Genomic DNA, 23,168 nt, shown 5'->3' with positions numbered 1-23,168 from the left:
CGGCAGATAAAAAATAGCCAAATAGAGTGTGATCTCGCTCTAAACAACTGTTTTTTTGTTATAGGATATCCACAACTGTCACTCCCTTTTGCGGAACTCCTCAAATGAGTAAACCAAACCTTGATACTGAGCAGGGGCTGCTCGAACGTGTTTTTAAACTAAAGCAACACGGTACCACCGCCCGTACTGAGCTGATTGCGGGTATCACCACCTTCCTGACCATGGTCTATATCGTGTTCGTTAACCCACAGATTTTAGGGGTTGCGGGGATGGATGTGCAGGCTGTGTTTGTCACCACCTGTCTGATTGCTGCTTTCGGCAGTATCTTTATGGGCCTATTGGCTAACTTACCGGTCGCTCTGGCACCGGCGATGGGGCTTAATGCTTTCTTCGCTTTTGTGGTGGTTGGCGCGATGGGTATTTCATGGCAAGTCGGCATGGGTGCTATTTTCTGGGGAGCAATCGGTTTCCTTTTGCTCACTATTTTCCGCATCCGTTACTGGATGATAGCTAACATTCCTCTGAGTCTGCGGGTGGGGATAACCAGTGGTATCGGCCTGTTTATTGCCATGATGGGGCTGAAAAATGCCGGCATCGTGGTCGCCAATCCGGATACTTTAGTCGCGGTCGGGAATCTGACCTCTCACAGCGTCCTGTTGGGAGCATTGGGCTTCTTTATCATTGCAATTCTGGCATCACGCAATATTCATGCTGCGGTGCTGGTGTCGATTGTCGTGACGACGTTAATCGGCTGGGCGCTGGGTGATGTGCATTACTCTGGCATTTTCTCCATGCCGCCCAGTGTGACTTCCGTGGTTGGGCAGGTCGATTTAGCCGGTGCGCTGAATATTGGTATGGCGGGGATCATATTCTCCTTCATGCTGGTTAACCTGTTTGATTCATCCGGTACATTGATTGGTGTGACGGATAAAGCCGGTTTAACTGATCATAAAGGGAAGTTCCCGCGCATGAAACAAGCGCTGTATGTGGACAGTATCAGTTCTGTTGCCGGTGCGTTTATTGGTACGTCGTCAGTGACGGCTTATATTGAAAGCTCCTCCGGGGTTTCTGTCGGTGGCCGTACCGGCTTAACCGCCGTGGTGGTCGGGATCCTCTTCCTGTTGGTGATATTTATTTCTCCACTGGCTGGAATGGTACCTGCCTATGCAGCGGCGGGCGCATTGATTTATGTGGGCGTGCTGATGACATCCAGCTTGTCCCGTGTGAAATGGGATGACTTGACCGAAGCGGTTCCAGCATTTGTCACCGCAGTGATGATGCCGTTTAGCTTCTCAATTACTGAAGGGATTGCGCTGGGCTTTATTTCTTACTGCCTGATGAAGTTAGGTACCGGTCGCTGGCGTGAGATCAGCCCATGCGTGGTAGTGGTTGCGCTACTGTTTGTGCTGAAAATTGCGTTTGTTGATCACTGATAATTTATGATTAGTTACTGATTTTGAACACGCCCCCATATTCGACACCGAGGGTGGGGGCGTAGTATTTATAATCTTATGACTTCAATTGAGCGCTAATTTGCTCCAGTGCTTTTGTGGCACATTGCGCATCCAGATGCCCGCCGGGCGCACCAGCAACACCAATCGCACCAACCACTTCATCCCCAGCTTTCACCGGTACACCGCCACCTAAGAGTAAGAAACCGGGAATATCTTTCAGGTTATTGGCCGCGGGTGTTTTCTGACTGTTTTCCATAACTGTCCCACTTGGGGTTTTGGTCGACAGCGCGGTAAAGGCTTTTTGTTCACTGGCTTTTACAGTATGTGGGCCAGCATTATCAGCACGCAACACAGTCTTGATGATGCCAGCGCGATCCACGACGGTGACCGCGACGTTATAGCCATCAGCTTGGCAAACGGCGAGGGTACGGTTGGCTACATCAGTGGCCAGTGCCAAAGAAATATTACGTTCAGTATTCAGACCCGCAGCAGAGGCTTGAGTTATCAGGCCGATGAATAAGGCAGAAGTCAGGGCAATAGGCTTGATCATATAAAATCCTTATTGTTAGCGAAGTGAATTCCTCACAGTAAAGCTATCCTACGGCGAAAAGTGGTGAAAAAACATTCGGCTAACTACCCGTTTTACTAGGTACTTCTACCTATCCCCTGCGCACTTGACGCCGCAGGGGTGTTAGCTGCGTTCGCGTACCCGAATCACTTACTTATGTAAGCTCATCGGGATGAGTTCACTGGCTGCCTACCTGCAACACCAATTGCTTTGGGGATTATTGGCGCACTTGACGCCGCAGGGGTGTTAGCTGCGTTCGCGTACCCGAATCACTTACTTGTCGTTGACCTTATATAAGTAAGCTCATCGGGATTAATGAGCCTCATTCTTGAGGCTCACCCTAAGGGCTAGCATAAATGCTGTTCAAATCGGTTCCCGACCGATTTGTCTCTCACTTGCTGCCTACCTGCAACACCAATTACTTTGGGTATATTATTGGTAGGATATATGAGTAGTGATGAATAAGTGATGCCAGCGAGTTGACCTCTAATTTGGTAATGATATTGGCGCGGTGGGCCTCGACGGTTCGCGGAGATATCGACAAGATATGGGCGACCTGTTTACTGGTTTCCCCTTGAATAATCAGGGTGGCGACTTCCCGCTCTCGAGCAGAGAGTTGGTTGAATAACTGTTGATAGCTTGCCTGCTGCTTATAAGCTATCAGTGCCTGTTCATGTTGATCCAGCGCCATGCTGATGGTTTCGATCAATACATCGGCATCAATTGGTTTGGTCAAAAATTCCAGCGCCCCGCCTTTAAAGGCCCGGCGACACAATTCAACATTGCCATGCCCCGTCATAATGATGACCGGGAGGGAGCTATCACGCTCTTGAATGGTTTCTAAGATTGTCATGCCACTTTTACCCGGCATGCGAATATCCAACAGCACGCAACTCGGCTGGGTAACCGTCAGATTATCGAGGAATATCTGGCCGTTACTGAACGCCTTAACCTCCCAACCCATGGTCGAGAGTAACGCGGACAACGCAGCACGAACACCCTCATCATCATCAATCAGATAAATGTGTTTTGTCATGTGTACTCCCGGTCATCAGAGGAAAAATCAAGATAAAGCAAGCGCCGCCATGTTCATTGTTTCTCGCTTTTATGTCGCCACCCATACGCTGTACCAATGTTTCACACAGGGTTAGCCCTAATCCCAGCCCGCTCTCTCGGGTGGTATAGAAGGGGCTAAATAAGTTGTCTAATTGCTGATGATTTAGCCCTGGGCCATTATCCTCAATCTGAATAATGTATTGTTTTGGCGTAAATTTTATGGTGAAAGTGATTGTTGGGGCCGGCATTTGTTGGATAGCCTGAATGGCATTACTGAGCAAATTATGAAAAACCTGTTCCAGCCATAAAGGGTCACTTTGGAGTGTGGGCAGATTGGCGGGAATAATATTGATGATTTTCACATTCGCCGCAGTTATTTCTTGGCTCAATAACACATTAACTCGCCGCCAGATATCAGCCACCACGACCGGCTGTAAATTTATCTGCCCACGGCTGAGTAAGGTTCTCAGCCGATCGAGCAAAGCAGCAATGCGCTTGATTTGCTCGACAGAGGCCACCAGCAATGGAGCGACTTTCTCATCTTGCGGCGGTAACAGCCGTAGGGCGGTTTGGTTATAGGTCAATGTCGCGGTAAGCGGCTGGTTTAATTCATGGGCGATGCCGGTGGCGATTTCCCCCATGGCATTGAGCCTGGCTTGGTCAGCAAATTTGGCGCGCTGGTCAGCATGTAAACGGTGCTGAGCCAATTGCTGCCAGCGGTGCCAACTGTATAAGGCGGCGGCTGTTATCAGCGCAAGCAGTAGGGCAGTGAACCAGGGTAAATCACGCCAAACTGGGGTGGAATGGCCTATTAAAGTGAAAGATTGCGCCCCTTCGCCCACCGGTTTTTGCCACTGCCAGAAGCTTTCAGGTGCCGAATGGCCCAAAATCGCGAGTTGATGCTGCTGATAGCGCAATACTAAACTGTCAAAATGAGGTGGTAAGCCCACTATTTGCAGTAATTTCTGGGCATTAACCTGCAAACTACTGCCGTTGTATGAGTTATCCAGCCGGTAATCTCCTTCCTGAATATGCAAGGTAAGTTGACCGGGTTGAGATGGGTCTGCCGGTGTTTGATTGATTGCGACTAACTGTGGGAAATGGCGTTGTAATTGCACCAATTGAGCCGGCTCCAGAGCCAAAAATAAAATTGCCTGCTGCTGGGCCAATTGTTGGCTTAGTTCGCGATGAATGGTGCGAAACTCGGCTTCTCGCTCGGTTTGTTGCGTATTCAGCCCATACCAGCCTAGCCAGAGAGTGGATATCAGGGTCAGGAGAAGCCAGACAGTGATTTTAACGGCCATGGGTGAGTAGCATCCGCAAAGATAAAGTGGCTATTGATAACATGGGGCGCGATACGGAGAAACCCCCCAATACCGCAGGCTATGGGGGTTCTGTAACCATAGAGGGTTATTTCACCCGAACACGCTCAATGTAAGTGGCAAATGCAGCAAGCTGTTTGGCCAGAAAATCCAGTGTTCCCTGATCCGTCAGCTCTTTGGTTTGTTCATCGACTTTGCTTTGAATCACACCGCCCATAAATTCAGGCTTATTCATTACCATCGCATCAAGGAAGACCAAAATTTGGCGCAAATGATACTGGCAGCGCGCGCCACCAATTGGCCCCATGGAGCTGGTCTGAATCGCCACTGGTTTGTTAGCCAGCGGTTGGTTAGGTAAACGGGATAGCCAGTCGATGGCATTTTTCAACCCACCTGGGACTGAGTAGTTATATTCCGGTGTCACGATAATCACCCCATCGGCCTGACGAATCTGCTCAGCAATGGCCTCAATCGTGGTCGGGAACCCCTCTTCCTGTTGTACATCGGCATCATAAAGTGGAATGTCGCGAATAGCAGGCAATGCTTCGATGCTCACACCGGCTGGCGCTAATATAGGTAGCGCACGCGCCACCATGGCATTGTATGAACCGCTACGCAGACTTCCCAATAGGGTAACAATTTTAAGGGGTTGCTGTGACATGACATACTCCCGATAAGTGAATAAATGATGCTGTTCCATCTCCAGAGTAGGACAAATTTGAGTGACGTGCTACCCATTAAAATTTAACTTAAATGAGTGTCATCTGCGGATTTGTTTCATTGAAATTGCGACCGATGGAAGAAAATGAAAAAATAGTTTCTGGTTGTTATCAAGTCTATACGTGAAATGCCGTTAATAGATCTGGAGCTATCCAGCTCTCTTACATTGAGCGACACGATAATGCTAAAAACCACTCAAGCCCGATTTACCTTACTCGTTAGTGCGTTTTTCATTTTTTTACTGATAATCACTGTGGTGGTTATTCAGCTTTTTATAACACCACAACTCAAACAATCTGAAAGCACCATTGTTGGCAACAGTGTTAACCAAATCGCCACGGCAATAACGGCGCAAATGAATAAAGTGGAAGCACAAGCCCGCAGTATTACGCAGGCCGTTGCCATCATGGACAGTAATACCATTGACTCATTATTGCCGGGGTTAGTGGATCAATACGGTGACAGCAATGTCTTTGGTGGTGGGATTTGGCCATTACCCAATAAACGCGAGCAAGGGGTGATTAAATTCAGCACTTTCTTTGCCCGTAATGGGGAAAATAAATTAACGGTGAATACCCACTGGAATTCGCCAGAGTCACAAAATTATTTTGAACAACCCTGGTACAAAGATGGCTTAAATGCCCCGAAAGGCTTCTGCGCTTGGGCTAAAGCCTATCAGGACGATGCCAGCCCGCAACCAAGAACCAACTGCGCAATGGCGATTTATAAAGGTGACGAGATCTATGGTGTTTCTACCATTGACGTCACTTTAGGTTTCTTTAACCGCCTGGTTAAAGAGATGGAACAGAAGGTCAATGGCACCATTCTGATTGTCGAAGCTGATGGCAAGATTGTGGGGAGCAGCGCCCTGACGGATGGTAAAGCAGAATTAAAAAATCTGTCAGATTTTGCCAGCAGTTCGCCGATGGCGGCAGAAACTCTGCGATTATTGCCGCAAATGAAAGACCAGAAATTACTGGAAAATGAATTTGACGTCGATGGCACCTCTCACACTCTGTTTATCCGCCCCATCGCCAATAGCCCGTGGTACTTGGTCACTGACCTGCCCACCAGTTTATTGGTCAAGCAGAGCCACAGCATTTTACTGCATCTGGGGTTAGTACAGATTCCTATCATGTTGTTATTGCTGTTGTTCCTGGTGTTTTCTATCCGCGTCTTTATGAAACGGCTGGCGGTGTTGAAGCAGAATATCACGGCATTATCCGCGGGTGGCGCTGATTTAACCCAGCGTTTACCACAAAGCAGTAGCCCGGAATTCAATGCTATTAACCAGAGTTTCAACGATTTTATCGACTATTTGCAGCAAATGATGCGCAAAGTCGGCGAAAGCAGTTTGGCTATCGCGTCGGCATCGCGCCAAATTGCCAGCGGCAATCTGGATTTATCCGCTCGTACTGAAGATCAAGCCAGCTCCATTGAAGAGACTGCGGCTTCAATGGATGAACTGACCAGTACCGTGAAACAAAATGCGGATAACGCTAGCCATGCCAACAAATTGGCAATGGATGCTTCCACAGTGGCGGTGAAAGGCGGCACCGTGGTGAAGAAAGTGGTGGATACCATGGGGTCAATCAACCATTCGTCGAAGAAAATCGTCGATATTATCAGTGTGATTGACAGCATTGCTTTCCAAACTAATATTTTGGCATTGAATGCGGCGGTAGAAGCCGCGAGAGCCGGTGAGCAGGGGCGTGGCTTTGCTGTAGTGGCCTCTGAAGTGCGTAATCTGGCGCAGCGTTCGGCCACTTCTGCACGCGAAATTAAAAAGCTGATTGAAGACTCGGTGTCTGATATTACGATTGGTACTCGCCTGGTGGCGGATGCGGGCACGACAATGGATGACCTGATGAGCGGGGTTTCCAATGTGGCGTCATTAATGAATGAAATAATGTCATCCAGCCAAGAGCAAAGCTTGGGTATTGAGCAGGTTAATCTCGCGATTAATCAGCTAGATAACTCAACGCAGCAAAATGCGGCGCTGGTGGAACAAGTGGCGGCAGCGGCTCAAGCTATGCAGGATCAAACCGTGCAGTTGGAAAGTGTGATTAGCGGCTTTAAGGTTTAATTTTATACCCGTCATACTTCAAGCTGCATGTGTGTTGGCTACGCTCATTCATCCCGAATTATTTAGGGTATATATCGCTGTTATGCCAAAAAAATTAACCCCTTTTGCTAGCCGAAAGGGGTTTTTTATCACTCACGGCGAATTTTACTGGCAAATAAATTACCCAGTGATTGGATTAACTGTACGGTGATAATTAATACAATCGCGGTAGTGACTGTGACAAAAGTATCAAAGCGCTGGTAGCCATAAGTAATGGCTAAATCACCAATCCCGCCGCCGCCGACGGTACCCGCCATGGCAGTCGCGCCAATCAAACCAATGGTAGCGGTGGTCAGCGCCAATATTAAAGATGACAGGGCCTCGGGCAGTAAGAAATACCAAATGGCTTGTAGCGGTGTTGCTCCCATCGATTTCGCTGCTTCCAAAATTCCGGGATTAACGTCCAGCAGGGAGTTCTCCACCAAGCGGCCAATATAGGGCGCGATAAAAATAATCAGCGGCACAATAGCCCCCGGAGTTCCTATGGTGGTGTTCACAATGAGGCGGGTGAGCGGGATAATCGCGACCATCAGAATAATAAATGGCAATGATCGGATGATATTGATAACAGGATTTAGAATATTATAAAAAGTTCTATTCTTAATTAATCCACCTGGCCGGGTCACCACCAGTAAAATCCCCAAAGGAATACCAATAAGAGAACCGATCACCAATGAAATACTGACCATAACCAGAGTGTCGTGTAGCGCCTGGGTAAATTGGTCTAATGTAATTGCGGTTTCGATCATCAATTTATTTCCTGTATATCAATCCCTGTTCCCGCCAGATAATTAACGGCGCTATCAATGGTGTGATTCTCGCCGGTTAATAGCAGCACCATATGGCCCAATGTGGTGTCTTGTATCTCTGACATGTTGGCAAACAGAATATTGACGCCAATATCATATTGCCTGATAAGTTGGTTAATCACCGGCTGTGTGGCTATTGCCCCGATAAACGCCAGACGGAATTGACGACCTGCATGGCTGTTATCCAATAGCTTTTTCACACTCTCGGGCAAGCTGTCTTTGATGACGGTACGAACAAAGTTAATCGTCGTGGGGTGGGTTGGATGACCAAAAACAGTTAATACTGAACCTTGTTCAATAATTTGGCCGTTTTCCATGACCGCCACTTTATTACAGATCTTTTGAATGACTGACATTTCATGGGTAATCAGCAACACCGTAATATTGTATTGCTGATTAATTTTCTTCAGTAATAATAAAATTTGAGCCGTGGTTTGCGGGTCGAGTGATGATGTCGCTTCATCACACAGCAAAATAGAGGGGTTGGTTGCCAGCGCCCTTGCAATTCCCACCCGCTGTTTTTGTCCGCCGGATAACTCATTCGGAAAACTGTGACTTTTATCTCCCAGCCCGACAAAAGCTAGCAGCTCCGCAACACGTTCCTGAATGAATTTCTTATTTTTCCCCAATAAAATAAGTGGCATGGCTACATTTTTAAAAACGGTTTTTGATTCCAATAAATTAAAGTTTTGGAATATCATACCAATATCTTTTTTCAGTAACCGGAGTTGCTCATGGCTAAAATCATGCAAGTTCTTGCCGTCAATAATGACATTTCCGACAGTTGGGCATTCCAGTGAATTAACCATGCGTAATAGGGTGCTTTTCCCCGCGCCACTGTAGCCGATGATGCCGAATATATCACCATCCTCGACGGTTAAATTGACATCATTAAGAGCCTGTAGTTTGATACCTTTACGCTCAAACGTCTTGGAAATATGCTGAAGCTCAATCATCTGTTATTCCATTAGTTTAGATAATCAGGCAGCATATAACCGGTGTATTTTTCGTTACTCAGAATGTATTTTTTAAATTCAGGGGAGTGATATCCCGCAATAATATCTTTGGCAAACTCGGCGTCTTTATTCTTACCGGCAACGGTCACCACATTGACAAACTGAGCGGTAGGTTTTTCAAGTTGCAGGGCTGAAGTGAGTTTTATGCCATTAGAAACAGCAAAGTTACCTTGGATAGCACCATAGTCAACATCAGGCAATGCTCTGACTTGCTGTGCGTTATCCATTTCTTTAATCACCAAATGATACGGATTTTCTGCAATGTCTTTTTGCGAGAAAGTGGCTGGATCAATTTTTTCTTTCAGCTTTATCCAGCCAATAGATTGCAGTAAAAGCGCGGCTCGGTATTCATTTGAGGGCTGATTCGGGACTGAAATCCATGCACCATCTTTGGGTTTGTCTTCTGTATTGTGCTTATTAGAATAGAGGCCCATCGGGGGCGTAGGGACTTGTACAATTCCTGTGTTATCAATGCGTAATCGGTCATTTATAGCTTGCAGATAAACCGGGTGTTGCATGATGTTGCCATCAATTTCACCGGTGCTGACTGCATTATTGACCTGGATTCCATCATTGAAATCTTTATATTCAATCTTGTAGCCTTTACTTATTAGATAAGGCGCTACGCCTTTCTCAAATTGCTCTTTATAAGGGCCAGGATTAAATCCTAACTTAATGATTTTCTTCTCCTCACTATGGGCATTCAGTGAGGTTAAAATAATTAAACTAAATAAGGATATTGCCAGCGAACGCATTCTCATCATCATTTCCCTGTGGAATAAATATTAATTCAGACTCTAAAGAGGAATTTATTCACAAGGTTGCAGGCTATTGAGTGATCCGTAAACGAAGAATATAAACTTAACTTATCTATTATCGATATATAGGATAATAATCTGGGTCTATCAGGAGAATATCATGAGAGGAGATGTTAATGAGTGAATAATCAACCCGCTGTACGGCGCACAGCGGGTTGTCTGGATTAGCCCTGAATCAGATTAGGGATTTTCACATCAGGATTAACATCGGCTTCATAGTCAACACCGTCAACCGCGAAACCAAACAGATTTAAGAACTCGGTCTTATAGCCGATAAAATCAGTCAATTGGTCAATATTGTCGTTGGTGACTTGATCCCACAACTGCTTAACCTGACTTTGCACTTCAGGAGCCAGTTCTTTGTAATCAGCACGTAGGCGGCCATCTTGGTCCAAGTGCGGCGTGTTGCCACACAAGCTGTCTTTATACAGCGCATAAACCTGCTCGATACAGCCCTCATGAGTGCCTTTCTCTTTCATCACTTTGAATAATAGCGATAAATACAGTGGCATCATTGGAATCGCAGAGCTGGCCTGAGTCACAACTGCTTTCAGCACAGAAACACGGGCATCACCGCCGCCGTGGGCAGACAAGCTATCGCGGATCGCCAGAACTTTTTGGTCCAAGTCCTTCTTGGCCGCGCCAATAGAGCCATTCCAATAGATATCATGAGTGATTTTTTCACCCAGATAGGTGAACGCGGTCGTTTGTGCGCCTTCAGCCAACACACCCGCTTCCAGCAGTGCATCAATCCACATCTGCCAGTCTTCGCCGCCCATGACGGCGACCGTGTTGTCGATTTCTTCTTGAGTGGCCGGTTGCAACACGGCTTCTTTGATAACTTCTTTATCAGTATCAAGGCTACGGAATTTAACTTCATGCCCGATAGGTTTCAGTGTGGAGTTAAACACTTGACCGGTTTTCGGGTGAGTACGACGTGGCGAGGCCAAACTGTAGATAACCTGATCAACCTGACCTAAGTCTTGTTTGATGGTTTCAATGGTCAGGCGCTTAATCTCATCAGAGAAAGCATCGCCATTGATACTCTTTGCGTACAGGCCTTTTTGTTCAGCGAATTTGTGGAATGCGGCGCTGTTGTACCAACCAGAGGTTCCCGGTTTGCCTTCTTCGCCCGGACGCTCAAAGAAAATGCCCAGTGTATCGGCACCACAACCAAATGCTGCTGTAATGCGGGCTGCCAGCCCGTATCCAGTTGACGCACCAATCACTAATACTCGTTTTGGGCCGTTAGCGATTGTGCCTTCTGCTGTGACATAGTCAATTTGCTTTTTGACGTTGGCTTCGCAGCCCGTCGGATGTGCAGTCACACAGATAAAGCCGCGTACACGTGGTTTTATAATCATGGATACCTCAGTTTATGAATAAAGTTAAGTGTTCGAGCCATATTCAGTTCAGATTGATGGGCGATTCAGACTCATAGAGCCAGATTATCAAAATTAGCGATAATCTGCTGCAGCTCTATGGCATCACACTCATTTTCCGATACAAAAACTGGAGAAAATTCGCCCCAGTAAGTCATCTGAGCTAAATTCGCCGGTAATTTCACTCAATGACTGTTGCGCTAAACGCAGTTCCTCCGCCAGTAGTTCACCGGCGTAAGCGCTTACTAACTGTTCATGGCCCTGTACCAAATGCTGTGCAGCAGTTTCCAGCGCTTGTAAATGGCGGCGGCGCGCCAAGAAACCACCTTCAGTGTTGCTGGTAAAGCCCATACTCTGCTTGAGATGGCTGCGCAGCAGATCAATACCTTCACCGGTACGCGCTGATAAGCGAATAAGTGAGTGACCATTTACTTCGGTTAAACCCAAGGTTTCACCGGTAATGTCAGCTTTGTTACGCACCACGGTGATGGGGAGCGTAGCAGGTAACCGCGCCATAAACTCTGGCCAGATAGCAGCCGGTTCAGTGGCATCCGTGGTGGTTCCATCCACCATAAACAGCACGCGGTCAGCCTGTTCTATCTCATTCCACGCACGTTCGATGCCAATGCGTTCAACTTCGTCACTGGCTTCACGTAGGCCTGCGGTATCAATGATATGCAATGGCATCCCATCGATATGAATATGTTCCCGCAATACATCGCGGGTGGTACCTGCGATATCAGTGACAATTGCGGCCTCTCGGCCTGCTAACGCATTGAGTAGACTGGATTTACCGGCGTTTGGGCGGCCAGCAATAACCACTTTCATCCCTTCACGCAATAAACTGCCTTGCCGGGCTTCAGTGCGTACTTGCTCCAGATCTGCCATTACGCCGTTTAACTGGCCTTCAATTTTTCCATCAGACAGGAAATCAATTTCCTCATCAGGAAAGTCAATCGCAGCTTCGACATAGATTCGCAAGTGAGTAAGTGCTTCCACCAATTTGTGGATCCGCACTGAAAATGCGCCTTGTAATGAGTTTACCGCCGAACGCGCAGCTTGTTCTGAACTGGCGTCGATCAAGTCGGCAATCGCTTCTGCTTGGGCTAAATCCAACTTGTCATTTAAGAATGCGCGCTCAGAGAACTCACCCGGGCGGGCAATGCGCATCCCTGACAGAGCTAGAATACGTTTTAACAGTAAATCCAGTATAACCGGACCACCGTGACCTTGTAGTTCCAGCACGTCCTCGCCAGTGAAAGAATTCGGGCCGGGGAAGTAAAGAGCGATACCTTGATCCAGCGTGCTGCCATCGACATCTTTAAATGGCAGATAGTCGGCATAGCGTGGCTTGGGTAATTTACCTAAAACCGCCTGTGCGACCACTGTAGCAGCACGACCTGAAACACGTAAAATACCAACGCCACCACGGCCTGGGGGGGTTGCTTGTGCCACGATAGTATCAGTGGTGCTCATGGTTATATCTCTCTTTAACTTATTATTTTTGCACAAGCCTGAAAGTGTTCAGGCTTCTATAAAAAGAATAAGGCGGTCATATTGACCGCCCTTTAATACTTATGACTATCGCTGTGGATTATTTTTTCTTGTCACGGCTGTGTAAGCCGCGTTTTTCCAGACCACGATAAATCAACTGTTGCTGCAGGATGGTCACCAGGTTACTGACAATATAGTACAGTACCAGACCAGCCGGGAACCACAGGAAGAATACAGTGAAGATAACCGGCATGAAGGTCATGATCTTCTGCTGCATCGGGTCAGTCACGGTAGTCGGTGACATCTTCTGAATGAAGTACATGGTGATACCCATCAGAATTGGCAGAATGTAGTACGGGTCTTGTGCTGACAAGTCATGAATCCACAAGATGAATGGCGCATGGCGCAACTCAACGGAACTCATCAACATGTAGTACAACGCCAGGAAGATTGGCATCTGAATGACCAGCGGTAAGCAGCCACCCAGTGGGTTAACTTTCTCAGCTTTGTACAGCGCCATCATTTCCTGACTCATACGCTGCTTATCGTCGCCGATACGCTCACGCATGGCAGCCAGTTTAGGCTGTAGCAAACGCATTTTCGCCATCGAGGTATATTGCGCTTTAGTCAGCGGGTACATGATACCGCGCACGATAAAGGTAATAACAATGATGGAGAAGCCCCAGTTACCGACAAAGCTGTGGATGAATTTCAACAGTTTGAACAGTGGCTGAGAAATAAACCATAACCAACCATAATCAACAGTCAGGTCCAGATGTGGCGCGATGGCCGCCATTTTGTCCTGAATTTCCGGGCCAACCCACAAGGTAGCACCCAGTTGTTTCTGCTCACCCGGCTGAATGACTATTGGTGCACCTTTAAAGCCGATAGCAGCCAGACCGTTACCCAAGTCAGCGGAGTAGAAAGTGTTGGTTTCGTTAGCTGCTGGAATCCACGCTGTTGCAAAATACTGCTGCAACATAGCAACCCAACCGCCTTTGGTGGTGATGTCCAGGCTCTTATCTTCGATATCACTAAAGCTATATTTTTTATATTTAGTTTCATCAGAAGAGTAAGCCGCACCACGATAAGTATGCAGCGCGAAGTTATTGCTGCCGGTATCACGGTGTTTAGGTAAGTTGATGCTTTGCTTTAATTGGCCAAACAGCGTCAGCTCCAGCGGGGCAGCAGAGGCGTTTTTAACGTGATAATCCACGCCAATGGCGTAATCGTTACGTTTCAGCACAAACGTCTTGGTGAAGACGGAGCCATCTTTGCCTGTGAAGGTCAATGGAATACGCAGTTCGTCTTGGCCATCAGCTAATACAAAGCTGGTTTGAGGCGCTTCGAATAGTGGGCGTTCACCGTTAGCTGGATTGTCCGGGCCGTTTTTACCTGTCAGGCCACTTTGTGCCTGATAAATGAACGCCGGAGTAGTTTCCAGTAATTCGAAAGTTTTATCTGAACCCAGAGCATCCGGGTAAGCCAGCAGGTTAGCCTGCTCGATGTCACCACCACGGGTATTAATGGTCAGAGACAGCACATCAGTTTTTACAGTAATCAGTTGGCCCTGACCACTGCCTGGCACAGCCTGGCTTGCTTTATCACCGGTAGCAGTATTCGCAGTCTGTTGCGTGGTCTGAGCGGCTGGTTGTGGATTGTTGTCCACTTGCCAGGCTTGCCAGATCATGAAAGACACGAACAGCAGAGCGATGAGTAGAAGATTGCGTTGCGAATCCATCGTTAGTGTTCTCTGTTATCGTCGGGTTTCGGCGGCACGGGATCATCGCCACCTGGGTTCAAAGGGTGGCATTTTAATACGCGTTTCAGTGTTAACCAACTGCCTTTTATCATCCCAAACCGGCGCAATGCCTCAATTCCGTAATGAGAACATGTCGGATGGAAACGACAACGCGGCCCCAGCAACGGACTTATCACGAGCTGATAGCCCCTGATTAGCCCGATCAGGATGCGGGAGCCTGGCGACAGTGGCGACGCCATAATTTTTCCAAAGCTTCTGTCAACGCACGGTTATCGAGGTCAGCCACACCTTTTTTCACCAAAACGACAAAATCCATAGACGGTAACGTATGCTGATGCAGCCGGAAGCTTTCGCGGGTTAGGCGCTTTATCCGATTACGTTCATGAGCACGTTTGACATGTTTTTTGGCGACGGTAAGACCGATGCGGGGATGCCCCAGCTCGTTCTGGCGGCCGAGGATGGTGATTTGCGGCGTGCCAGCCCGTTGTGGCTGCTGGAAGACGAACGTAAAATGACTGGGAGTTAACAAACGTAACTCCCTAGGAAATGCTAGCTTAACCATTGAGATGGTTAGCTTTTATTACTTAGAAACAGTCAGACGAGTACGGCTTTTCGCACGACGGCGAGCCAGAACTTGACGACCATTTTTGGTGGCCATACGAGCACGGAAACCGTGGCTACGGTTGCGCTTCAATACGGACGGTTGGAAAGTGCGTTTCATAGCGATTTCTACCTAAACTTAAAATAATTACTGATTCAGTAAACGCGTTTGGCTGCTCGGAGTGAAGACACCGACGCCTCAATCGCAACATATAAAGAAGCGGGATTGTAATAATTGTACAGTCCTGAGTCAATTGACATTGCGCACGCCCGCACAGAAGTTTTCTGTATGGGAGTTTACCAAGAGCCTGTCCGTGTTCACCGCTGGTTTCTTTTTGGCCAAGGCCATCAAGAGAAACAGGCATCACACGTAGGGCTGAGGATTATACGGACTCCCTGATAAATCGCAAGGATCGCGGTGAGATCCTTTGTAGATTAATGAGGATCAGGGTTGGGATAAGGGGAAAGTTATTCCAGTATATTCCGAAAAGCGTCGGGAGCGCGGACGATAAGGGCAGGAAAAGCTGTGCGCTAGGTTACACTCCCAACAGAAGTTATCGCCTGTGGATAAAAAGGATCTAATCTGTGAGGAAGGGGAGGATCTATTGCTCCTTTTGCGCTATGATCCGCCATTCCGATCACATCCACTACTCTGGGATCACTACTCCAGGATCTTGGGGGGATGTTAGTCGTAAAACAACCGAAAAACGGTTCGCATGTCACTTTGGCTTGCTACAGGCCATATAGGCGTGTGTCAAAAACGATGAGTTACAAAAAATCCTGATTTCTTTCTTTTATTGATCTTGTTCGAGTGGAGTCCGCCGTGTCACTTTCGCTTTGGCAGCAGTGTCTTGCCCGATTGCAGGATGAGTTACCTGCCACAGAATTTAGTATGTGGATACGCCCCCTACAGGCGGAACTGAGTGACAATACTCTGGCGCTTTACGCACCTAATCGTTTTGTACTGGACTGGGTCCGTGATAAGTACTTAAACAATATCAATGGCTTGCTTAATGATTTCTGTGGCAGCGAGGTTCCTTTACTGCGTTTTGAAGTCGGGAGTAAACCCGCGGTAAGAGCAGCACACAGTCATCCAGTTACAGCCAACGTTAGCGCGCCTGTTGCTCCGGTTACCCGCAGCGCACCTGTACGCCCGAGTTGGGACAGTTCGCCCGCTCAACCTGAACATTCTTACCGTTCGAATGTGAACCCGAAACACACATTTGATAACTTCGTTGAAGGTAAATCTAACCAACTGGCCCGCGCAGCAGCACGTCAGGTTGCGGATAATCCGGGTGGCGCGTACAACCCGCTATTCCTCTATGGTGGCACAGGTTTGGGTAAAACCCACCTGTTACATGCCGTGGGGAATGGCATTATCGCCCGTAAAGCGAATGCCAAAGTGGTTTATATGCATTCAGAGCGTTTTGTGCAAGATATGGTAAAAGCCTTGCAGAACAACGCAATAGAAGAGTTTAAGCGCTATTATCGTTCGGTTGATGCGTTATTAATCGATGATATTCAGTTCTTTGCCAATAAAGAGCGTTCCCAGGAAGAGTTTTTCCACACCTTTAATGCTTTGCTGGAAGGTAATCAGCAGATCATTCTGACCTCAGATCGCTATCCAAAAGAGATCAATGGGGTAGAAGATCGTTTGAAATCGCGTTTTGGCTGGGGCCTAACGGTGGCGATTGAGCCGCCGGAACTGGAAACCCGGGTCGCGATTCTGATGAAAAAAGCGGATGAAAATAATATTCGCTTGCCCGGTGAGGTCGCGTTCTTTATTGCCAAGCGTCTGCGTTCCAACGTGCGTGAGCTGGAAGGGGCATTGAATCGTGTGATCGCCAATGCCAATTTTACTGGCCGAGCAATCACCATTGATTTTGTTCGTGAAGCTCTACGTGACTTACTGGCATTGCAGGAAAAACTGGTCACTATTGATAATATTCAAAAAACTGTCGCAGAATATTATAAAATTAAGGTCGCAGACCTACTCTCCAAACGGCGTTCCCGTTCGGTAGCTCGCCCGCGCCAAATGGCGATGGCGTTGGCGAAAGAGTTAACCAACCACAGCCTGCCTGAAATCGGCGATGCGTTTGGTGGCCGCGACCATACCACGGTGTTGCATGCTTGCCGCAAGATTGAACAATTGCGTGAAGAAAGTCACGACATCAAAGAAGATTTCTCTAACTTAATCAGAACATTATCCTCCTAGCGCTATGAAATTTATCATTGAACGTGAGCATCTGCTAAAACCGCTGCAACAGGTCAGTAGCCCGCTGGGTGGACGTCCTACGTTGCCAATCTTAGGTAACTTGTTGCTGCAAGTCACCGAAGGCTCTTTGCTGCTGACCGGTACCGATCTTGAAATGGAGATGGTGGCGCGCGTGGCGCTGTCTCAGCCTCATGAGCAGGGTGCAACCACTGTGCCCGCACGGAAGTTTTTTGATATCTGGCGTGGTTTGCCGGAAGGCGCGGAGATTACAGTCGCACTTGATGGTGACCGCCTATTGGTGCGCTCTGGCCGTAGCCGCTTCTCACTGTCTACCTTACCAGCCGCAGACTTCCCGAATTTGGATGACTGGCAGAGTGAAGTTGAATTCACTTTACCGCAGGCAACTTTAAAGCGTCTGATTGAGTCCACTCAGTTCTCAATGGCCCATCAGGATGTGCGTTATTACTTGAACGGCATGTTGTTTGAGACTGAGGGTGAAGAACTGCGCACTGTCGCAACTGACGGTCACCGGTTAGCGGTTTGTGCGATGCCCATTGGCCAGACATTACCGTCACATTCGGTTATCGTGCCGCGTAAAGGCGTGATGGAGTTGGTCAGGTTGCTGGATGGTGGCGACACGCCATTACGTTTGCAAATTGGCAGTAACAATATCCGCGCCCATGTGGGTGATTTCATTTTCACCTCCAAGCTGGTTGATGGCCGTTTCCCTGATTATCGCCGTGTATTGCCGAAAAACCCGGACAAAACACTGAAAGCGAGCTGTGATTTGCTGAAACAAGCCTTTGCTCGCGCGGCGATTTTGTCCAACGAGAAGTTTCGTGGCGTTCGGCTCTATGTCAGTCAAAATCAGCTTAAAATCACCGCGAATAACCCTGAACAGGAAGAAGCGGAAGAGATCCTCGATGTTAGCTACGATGGGGCAGAAATGGAGATCGGCTTCAACGTCAGCTATGTACTCGATGTGCTGAATGCGCTCAAGTGCGAAGATGTTAGTCTGTTACTGACCGACTCGGTCTCCAGCGTGCAGATTGAAGATGGCGCCAGTCAGGCTGCGGCGTACGTTGTCATGCCAATGCGTTTGTAAAGCATGGCTCTGACGCGTTTATTAATTAAAGATTTTCGTAATATCGAATCGGCAGACTTGGCACTGGCGTCGGGGTTTAATTTTTTAGTGGGCCCCAATGGCAGTGGTAAAACCAGTGTGCTGGAGGCGATTTATACCTTAGGTCATGGCCGCGCTTTTCGTAGTTTGCAGGCGGGCCGCGTGATTCGTCACGAATGTGCCGGGTTTATATTGCACGGTCGGGTTGATGCTAATGAGCGTGAGTCGTCCGTGGGGCTGAGCAAAAGCCGACAAGGTGATACCAAGGTGCGCATTGATGGCACTGATGGTCATAAAGTGGCTGAATTGGCGCAATTGTTGCCAATGCAACTGATTACTCCTGAAGGGTTTACTTTATTGAATGGCGGGCCAAAATTTCGGCGTGCCTTTTTAGACTGGGGTTGCTTTCATAATGAACCCGGTTTTTTTATGGCCTGGAGCAATCTGAAAAGATTACTTAAGCAGCGCAACGCCGCGCTGCGCCAGGTGAGTCGCTATGCGCAAATCCGGGCCTGGGATCAGGAAATTATCCCGCTGGCTGAGCGTATTAGTGAGTGGCGGGCGGCATACAGTGACGCCATTGCGGCAGATATTTCAGCCACATGCGCGCTGTTCCTGCCAGAGTTCGCCCTGAGTTTCTCTTTCCAGCGCGGTTGGGATAAAGAGAGTGACTATGGTGAGTTGCTGGAACGGCAGTTTGAGCGTGACAGAGCGCTAACCTATACCGCCGTCGGGCCACATAAAGCGGATTTTCGCATTCGGGCCGATGGTACGCCGGTAGAAGATTTGCTATCGCGTGGTCAGCTTAAATTGCTGATGTGCGCATTGCGGTTAGCGCAGGGTGAGTTTCTCACCCGACAGAGCGGGCGGCGTTGCCTGTATCTGCTTGACGATTTTGCTTCCGAACTAGACACCGGCCGTCGTCGTTTATTGGCCGAGCGTTTAAAAGCTACCCAGGCACAGGTTTTTGTCAGCGCAGTGAGTGCTGAGCAAGTGGCCGACATGGTAGGCGAAAAGGGCAAGATGTTCCGCGTGGAACATGGCAAAATAGAGGTTCAACCACAGGATTAAAAATGAGCGAGAAACGTTGATGTCGAATACTTATGACTCCTCAAGTATCAAGGTATTAAAAGGGCTGGATGCAGTTCGTAAGCGTCCGGGCATGTATATCGGTGATACTGATGACGGTACCGGTCTGCACCACATGGTATTCGAGGTTGTGGATAACGCTATCGACGAAGCCCTCGCTGGTCACTGTAAAGAAATTATTGTCACCATCCATTCGGATAACTCGGTTTCTGTACAGGATGATGGCCGCGGTATTCCAACCGGTATGCATGACGAGGAAGGGGTATCGGCAGCTGAGGTCATCATGACCGTGTTGCATGCTGGCGGTAAATTTGACGATAACTCGTATAAAGTTTCCGGCGGTTTGCACGGCGTGGGTGTCTCAGTTGTTAACGCCTTGTCTGAAAAACTGGAGCTGGTGATTCGCCGTGAAGGTAAAGTTCACGAGCAGACTTACAAAATGGGTGTGCCGCAGGCACCACTGAAAGTGGTGGGTGAAACCGATCAGACCGGGACAACCGTGCGTTTCTGGCCGAGTTTCCAGACCTTCACCAATAACACCGAATTCCAGTATGAAATCCTGGCTAAACGCCTGCGCGAGTTGTCATTCCTGAACTCTGGGGTTTCAATTAAACTGAAAGACAAACGTAACGATAGAGAAGACCATTTCCATTATGAAGGTGGTATTCGGGCGTTTGTTGAATATTTAAGCAAAAACAAAAACCCGATCCATCCGAAAGTGTTCTATTTCTCTACCGTGAAAGACGATATCGGTGTGGAAGTGGCATTGCAGTGGAACGACGGTTTCCAGGAAAACATTTACTGCTTCACCAACAACATTCCACAGCGCGATGGGGGGACTCACTTAGTGGGGTTCCGTACGGCGATGACCCGTACCCTGAACAGCTACATGGATAAAGAAGGCTACAGTAAAAAAGCGAAAATCAGTGCCACCGGTGATGATGCCCGTGAAGGCTTGATTGCCGTGGTTTCCGTGAAAGTACCAGACCCTAAATTCTCCTCACAGACCAAAGATAAACTGGTCTCCTCTGAGGTGAAAACGGCGGTCGAAACGCTGATGAACGAGAAGCTGGTTGAGTATTTGCTGGAAAACCCAACTGACGCCAAAATTGTCGTGGGCAAGATTATTGATGCTGCCCGTGCTCGTGAAGCGGCACGTAAAGCGCGTGAAATGACGCGTCGTAAAGGGGCGTTGGACTTGGCTGGTTTGCCAGGCAAACTGGCTGACTGTCAGGAACGCGACCCGGCATTGTCCGAACTCTACTTAGTGGAAGGGGACTCTGCGGGCGGCTCAGCTAAACAGGGCCGTAACCGTAAAAATCAGGCCATTTTGCCGCTAAAAGGTAAAATCCTGAACGTCGAGAAAGCGCGCTTTGACAAAATGCTTTCTTCACAAGAAGTGGCAACGCTGATTACCGCGCTGGGTTGTGGTATTGGCCGGGATGAATATAATCCGGACAAATTGCGCTATCACAATATCATTATCATGACCGATGCCGACGTGGATGGTTCGCACATCCGTACGTTGTTGTTGACCTTCTTCTATCGTCAGATGCCGGAAATTATTGAGCGTGGTCATGTGTTTATCGCTCAGCCGCCACTGTATAAAGTGAAGAAAGGTAAGCAAGAGCAATACATCAAAGATGATGACGCGATGGAGCAGTACCAGATGACTCTGGCACTGGATGGCGCGGCTTTGCATATCAATGCTGATGCCCCACCGCTGGTGGGCGAACATCTTGAGAAACTGGTTGCCGAGCACTACAGCGTCCAGAAGACTATTGGCCGTATGGAACGTCGTTATCCGCGTGCTTTGCTGAATAACCTGATTTATCAGCCAACCTTGCAAGAAGAGGATTTGACCGATAAAGAGGTTGTGACGCAATGGATTGATTCGCTGGTGGTGTTGCTGAACGAGAAAGAACAGCACGGCAGCAGCTACAGTTCAGTGGTGCGCGAAAACCGTGAGCGTCAACTGTTCGAGCCGGTGCTGCGTATTCGTACCCACGGGGTTGATACCGATTATGATCTGGACTTTGATTTCATCCACGGTGGTGAGTATCGCAAAATCTGCCTGTTGGGCGATAAACTCCGTGGCTTAGTCGAGGAAGGTGCTTTTGTTGAACGTGGCGAGCGCCGTGTGCCGGTTTCAAGCTTTGAAGATGCACTGGACTGGTTAGTGAAAGAGTCTCGTCGTGGTTTGGCCATCCAGCGCTATAAAGGTTTGGGTGAAATGAACCCAGAGCAGTTGTGGGAAACTACCATGGACCCAACCAGCCGCCGTATGCTGCAGGTTATGGTGAAAGATGCCATTGCTGCCGATCAGTTATTCACCACGCTGATGGGGGATGCGGTTGAACCTCGCCGTGCCTTTATCGAAGAGAATGCGTTGCGCGCAGCGAATATCGATATCTAATCAGATAAGTTATTGACCTGATAATTTATAGGTCAGATAGAAATGCCCAGAACAGGAAACTGTTTCTGGGCTTTTTTTTACTTGATAATCGTAATCTTGCGAATTCTTATCTTGCTAGTATTTGTGCTGTATACGGACGCGGACTTACTAGCATTTCAGCGCTGAATCGCGTTAGCATGGAGTATTCGCCAAGAAAATGTGAGGGCCTATGGCTATTGAATTAATTGCTATCGATATGGACGGCACGTTGTTGAACACACAACATGAAATCACTCCACGAGTAAAGCAGGTTATTGATGCCGCTCGGGCAAAAGGGGTCTGTGTGGTACTGGCGACGGGGCGGCCTTATATCGGAATCCGACGTTATTTACGCGAACTGAATATGGAAAATAGTGGCGATTATTGCATCAGCAATAACGGCGCATTAGTACAAAAAGCGGCCACGGGTGAGTGTATTTTACAGGAAACCCTTAATTTCGAGGATTATCTCTATTTCGAAGCTTTGTCGCGCGAAATGGGGGTCAGTTTCCAGGCTTTTGATTTTGAGACTTTATATACCGCCAACAAAGACATCAGCAAATATACCCTACATGAAGTTTTCATAACCGGTATCCCATTGAAATATCGGGCGGTAGAGGAAATGGATCCCAAGTTACGCTTCCCGAAAGTGATGATGATTGATGAGCCAGAAAAACTGGACCGTGCATTGAAAATGATGCCCGCTGAAGCTTTTGAGCGTTTCACTATTATGAAAAGTGCGCCTTTTTACCTGGAGATTCTGAGTAAACGAGTCGATAAGGGGACGGGGGTGAAAATGCTGGCTGATCATTTAGGCATTGCGCAGGAAAATGTAATGGCACTGGGTGATCAAGGTAATGATATTGCGATGGTGAATTATGCCGGCGTGGGTGTTGCAATGGGAAATGCTATTCCCGAACTGAAAGAGATAGCGCAGTTTGTGACAGGCACTAATATTGAAGATGGTGTCGCGCTGGCCATTGAGAAATATGTGCTCTGAGTTTTGATTGGGTCTGCTCTATTACAAATTAGGTGCTTGGTTCGGTTGATATGAGATCGGCGCTCAGCTTACTTCCGATGCCTCAGCCGCCAAAGGGGTTACAAGCGCGTAACCCTCTTGGAACCCCTGCGCTTTTGCACGTATCGTTTGCCCACTTCGTGGGTGCCACTCGGCTCATCAC

General features: G+C 48.1%; 20 protein-coding genes. 7 read left to right on the top strand and 13 right to left on the bottom strand.

What is annotated here, in order from left to right; translation table 11 throughout:
• Positions 1–104 precede the first annotated feature (104 nt).
• Positions 105–1,433: an NCS2 family permease gene (locus DXZ79_RS20430; RefSeq protein WP_038637709.1), complete on the top strand. Its 1,329-nt coding sequence runs from the start codon at positions 105–107 to the stop codon at positions 1,431–1,433.
• A 76-nt stretch (positions 1,434–1,509) separates the two neighbouring features.
• Here the strand turns inward: DXZ79_RS20430 and DXZ79_RS20425 are convergent, their stop codons facing one another.
• From DXZ79_RS20425 to DXZ79_RS20410, 4 genes are all read right to left on the bottom strand, one after another.
• Complete coding sequence (locus DXZ79_RS20425) at positions 1,510–2,004, bottom strand: GlcG/HbpS family heme-binding protein (protein WP_038637706.1); 495 nt, start codon at positions 2,002–2,004, stop codon at positions 1,510–1,512.
• 436 nt (positions 2,005–2,440) lie between these two features.
• Complete coding sequence (locus tag DXZ79_RS20420) at positions 2,441–3,058, bottom strand: response regulator transcription factor (RefSeq protein WP_038637703.1); 618 nt, start codon at positions 3,056–3,058, stop codon at positions 2,441–2,443.
• A complete protein-coding gene (locus DXZ79_RS20415; RefSeq protein WP_038637700.1) occupies positions 3,033–4,382 on the bottom strand; it encodes a sensor histidine kinase in 1,350 nt (449 codons plus the stop codon). Before DXZ79_RS20415 ends, DXZ79_RS20420 begins: the two co-directional genes overlap by 26 nt.
• Positions 4,383–4,488: 106 nt before the next feature.
• Entirely contained in the window at positions 4,489–5,061 is a 573-nt protein-coding gene (locus DXZ79_RS20410) for an NADPH-dependent FMN reductase (protein ID WP_038639953.1), read from the bottom strand.
• Positions 5,062–5,301: 240 nt separating this feature from the next.
• Between DXZ79_RS20410 and DXZ79_RS20405 the strand changes: the two genes are divergently transcribed.
• The gene (locus tag DXZ79_RS20405; protein ID WP_038637696.1) at positions 5,302–7,206 is read left to right on the top strand and encodes a methyl-accepting chemotaxis protein; all 1,905 of its coding nucleotides are present in this window, start codon (positions 5,302–5,304) and stop codon (positions 7,204–7,206) included.
• Positions 7,207–7,334: 128 nt separating this feature from the next.
• Here DXZ79_RS20405 and DXZ79_RS20400 read toward each other — a convergent pair whose 3' ends face one another.
• The 9 genes from DXZ79_RS20400 to rpmH all read right to left on the bottom strand — a co-directional run bounded on the left by DXZ79_RS20400 (position 7,335) and on the right by rpmH (position 15,247).
• Positions 7,335–7,994 carry a methionine ABC transporter permease gene (locus tag DXZ79_RS20400; protein ID WP_038637694.1) on the bottom strand — a complete coding sequence of 220 codons (660 nt, stop codon included), beginning with the start codon at positions 7,992–7,994 and terminating at the stop codon, positions 7,335–7,337.
• Positions 7,994–9,010, bottom strand: coding sequence for a methionine ABC transporter ATP-binding protein (locus tag DXZ79_RS20395; RefSeq protein ID WP_038637691.1), 1,017 nt, complete (start codon positions 9,008–9,010; stop codon positions 7,994–7,996). The genes DXZ79_RS20400 and DXZ79_RS20395 overlap by 1 nt, the downstream gene beginning before the upstream one ends.
• Positions 9,011–9,021: 11 nt before the next feature.
• The gene (locus DXZ79_RS20390; protein WP_038637688.1) at positions 9,022–9,831 is read right to left on the bottom strand and encodes a MetQ/NlpA family ABC transporter substrate-binding protein; all 810 of its coding nucleotides are present in this window, start codon (positions 9,829–9,831) and stop codon (positions 9,022–9,024) included.
• A 221-nt stretch (positions 9,832–10,052) separates the two neighbouring features.
• Positions 10,053–11,252: an enoyl-ACP reductase FabV gene (gene fabV, locus DXZ79_RS20385; RefSeq protein ID WP_038637685.1), complete on the bottom strand. Its 1,200-nt coding sequence runs from the start codon at positions 11,250–11,252 to the stop codon at positions 10,053–10,055.
• A gap of 129 nt (positions 11,253–11,381) precedes the next feature.
• Positions 11,382–12,746, bottom strand: a complete 1,365-nt coding sequence (gene mnmE / locus DXZ79_RS20380; RefSeq protein ID WP_050291903.1) for a tRNA uridine-5-carboxymethylaminomethyl(34) synthesis GTPase MnmE — start codon at positions 12,744–12,746, stop codon at positions 11,382–11,384.
• 118 nt (positions 12,747–12,864) lie between these two features.
• Positions 12,865–14,505, bottom strand: a complete 1,641-nt coding sequence (gene yidC, locus DXZ79_RS20375; RefSeq protein ID WP_038637676.1) for a membrane protein insertase YidC — start codon at positions 14,503–14,505, stop codon at positions 12,865–12,867.
• A 2-nt stretch (positions 14,506–14,507) separates the two neighbouring features.
• Positions 14,508–14,765: a membrane protein insertion efficiency factor YidD gene (yidD, locus tag DXZ79_RS20370; protein ID WP_032906726.1), complete on the bottom strand. Its 258-nt coding sequence runs from the start codon at positions 14,763–14,765 to the stop codon at positions 14,508–14,510.
• Positions 14,729–15,088 (bottom strand): ribonuclease P protein component, encoded by a 360-nt coding sequence (rnpA, locus tag DXZ79_RS20365; RefSeq protein ID WP_038637673.1) that lies wholly within the window; start codon positions 15,086–15,088, stop codon positions 14,729–14,731. The genes yidD and rnpA overlap by 37 nt, the downstream gene beginning before the upstream one ends.
• Positions 15,089–15,106: 18 nt before the next feature.
• Positions 15,107–15,247 (bottom strand): 50S ribosomal protein L34, encoded by a 141-nt coding sequence (rpmH, locus tag DXZ79_RS20360; protein ID WP_004393543.1) that lies wholly within the window; start codon positions 15,245–15,247, stop codon positions 15,107–15,109.
• Between the two features lie 702 nt (positions 15,248–15,949).
• On the opposite strand from rpmH, the gene dnaA reads away from it, so the two are divergent.
• The 5 genes from dnaA to yidA all read left to right on the top strand — a co-directional run bounded on the left by dnaA (position 15,950) and on the right by yidA (position 22,987).
• Entirely contained in the window at positions 15,950–17,341 is a 1,392-nt protein-coding gene (dnaA, locus tag DXZ79_RS20350) for a chromosomal replication initiator protein DnaA (RefSeq protein ID WP_038637671.1), read from the top strand.
• A gap of 4 nt (positions 17,342–17,345) precedes the next feature.
• A complete protein-coding gene (gene dnaN / locus DXZ79_RS20345; protein ID WP_038637668.1) occupies positions 17,346–18,446 on the top strand; it encodes a DNA polymerase III subunit beta in 1,101 nt (366 codons plus the stop codon).
• Between the two features lie 3 nt (positions 18,447–18,449).
• Positions 18,450–19,535, top strand: coding sequence for a DNA replication/repair protein RecF (gene recF / locus DXZ79_RS20340; protein ID WP_038637665.1), 1,086 nt, complete (start codon positions 18,450–18,452; stop codon positions 19,533–19,535).
• A 19-nt stretch (positions 19,536–19,554) separates the two neighbouring features.
• Positions 19,555–21,969 carry a DNA topoisomerase (ATP-hydrolyzing) subunit B gene (gene gyrB / locus DXZ79_RS20335; protein WP_038637662.1) on the top strand — a complete coding sequence of 805 codons (2,415 nt, stop codon included), beginning with the start codon at positions 19,555–19,557 and terminating at the stop codon, positions 21,967–21,969.
• Between the two features lie 208 nt (positions 21,970–22,177).
• The gene (gene yidA / locus DXZ79_RS20330; protein ID WP_120011589.1) at positions 22,178–22,987 is read left to right on the top strand and encodes a sugar-phosphatase; all 810 of its coding nucleotides are present in this window, start codon (positions 22,178–22,180) and stop codon (positions 22,985–22,987) included.
• Positions 22,988–23,168 lie beyond the last annotated feature (181 nt).

It is taken from the genome of Yersinia rochesterensis, from assembly GCF_003600645.1.
Taxonomy (GTDB): Bacteria; Pseudomonadota; Gammaproteobacteria; order Enterobacterales; family Enterobacteriaceae; genus Yersinia; species Yersinia rochesterensis.
This window is presented reverse-complemented; position numbering and strand designations above follow the sequence as displayed.

Excerpts from the sequence above, each read along its gene's own strand:
- DXZ79_RS20430 (WP_038637709.1), top strand. The coding sequence starts at position 105 with ATGAGTAAACCAAACCTTGATACTGAGCAGGGGCTGCTCGAACGTGTT.
- DXZ79_RS20425 (WP_038637706.1), bottom strand. The coding sequence starts at position 2,004 with ATGATCAAGCCTATTGCCCTGACTTCTGCCTTATTCATCGGCCTGATA.
- DXZ79_RS20420 (WP_038637703.1), bottom strand. The coding sequence starts at position 3,058 with ATGACAAAACACATTTATCTGATTGATGATGATGAGGGTGTTCGTGCT.
- DXZ79_RS20415 (WP_038637700.1), bottom strand. The coding sequence starts at position 4,382 with ATGGCCGTTAAAATCACTGTCTGGCTTCTCCTGACCCTGATATCCACT.
- DXZ79_RS20410 (WP_038639953.1), bottom strand. The coding sequence starts at position 5,061 with ATGTCACAGCAACCCCTTAAAATTGTTACCCTATTGGGAAGTCTGCGT.
- DXZ79_RS20405 (WP_038637696.1), top strand. The coding sequence starts at position 5,302 with ATGCTAAAAACCACTCAAGCCCGATTTACCTTACTCGTTAGTGCGTTT.
- DXZ79_RS20400 (WP_038637694.1), bottom strand. The coding sequence starts at position 7,994 with ATGATCGAAACCGCAATTACATTAGACCAATTTACCCAGGCGCTACAC.
- DXZ79_RS20395 (WP_038637691.1), bottom strand. The coding sequence starts at position 9,010 with ATGATTGAGCTTCAGCATATTTCCAAGACGTTTGAGCGTAAAGGTATC.
- DXZ79_RS20390 (WP_038637688.1), bottom strand. The coding sequence starts at position 9,831 with ATGAGAATGCGTTCGCTGGCAATATCCTTATTTAGTTTAATTATTTTA.
- fabV (WP_038637685.1), bottom strand. The coding sequence starts at position 11,252 with ATGATTATAAAACCACGTGTACGCGGCTTTATCTGTGTGACTGCACAT.
- mnmE (WP_050291903.1), bottom strand. The coding sequence starts at position 12,746 with ATGAGCACCACTGATACTATCGTGGCACAAGCAACCCCCCCAGGCCGT.
- yidC (WP_038637676.1), bottom strand. The coding sequence starts at position 14,505 with ATGGATTCGCAACGCAATCTTCTACTCATCGCTCTGCTGTTCGTGTCT.
- yidD (WP_032906726.1), bottom strand. The coding sequence starts at position 14,765 with ATGGCGTCGCCACTGTCGCCAGGCTCCCGCATCCTGATCGGGCTAATC.
- rnpA (WP_038637673.1), bottom strand. The coding sequence starts at position 15,088 with ATGGTTAAGCTAGCATTTCCTAGGGAGTTACGTTTGTTAACTCCCAGT.
- rpmH (WP_004393543.1), bottom strand. The coding sequence starts at position 15,247 with ATGAAACGCACTTTCCAACCGTCCGTATTGAAGCGCAACCGTAGCCAC.
- dnaN (WP_038637668.1), top strand. The coding sequence starts at position 17,346 with ATGAAATTTATCATTGAACGTGAGCATCTGCTAAAACCGCTGCAACAG.
- recF (WP_038637665.1), top strand. The coding sequence starts at position 18,450 with ATGGCTCTGACGCGTTTATTAATTAAAGATTTTCGTAATATCGAATCG.
- gyrB (WP_038637662.1), top strand. The coding sequence starts at position 19,555 with ATGTCGAATACTTATGACTCCTCAAGTATCAAGGTATTAAAAGGGCTG.
- yidA (WP_120011589.1), top strand. The coding sequence starts at position 22,178 with ATGGCTATTGAATTAATTGCTATCGATATGGACGGCACGTTGTTGAAC.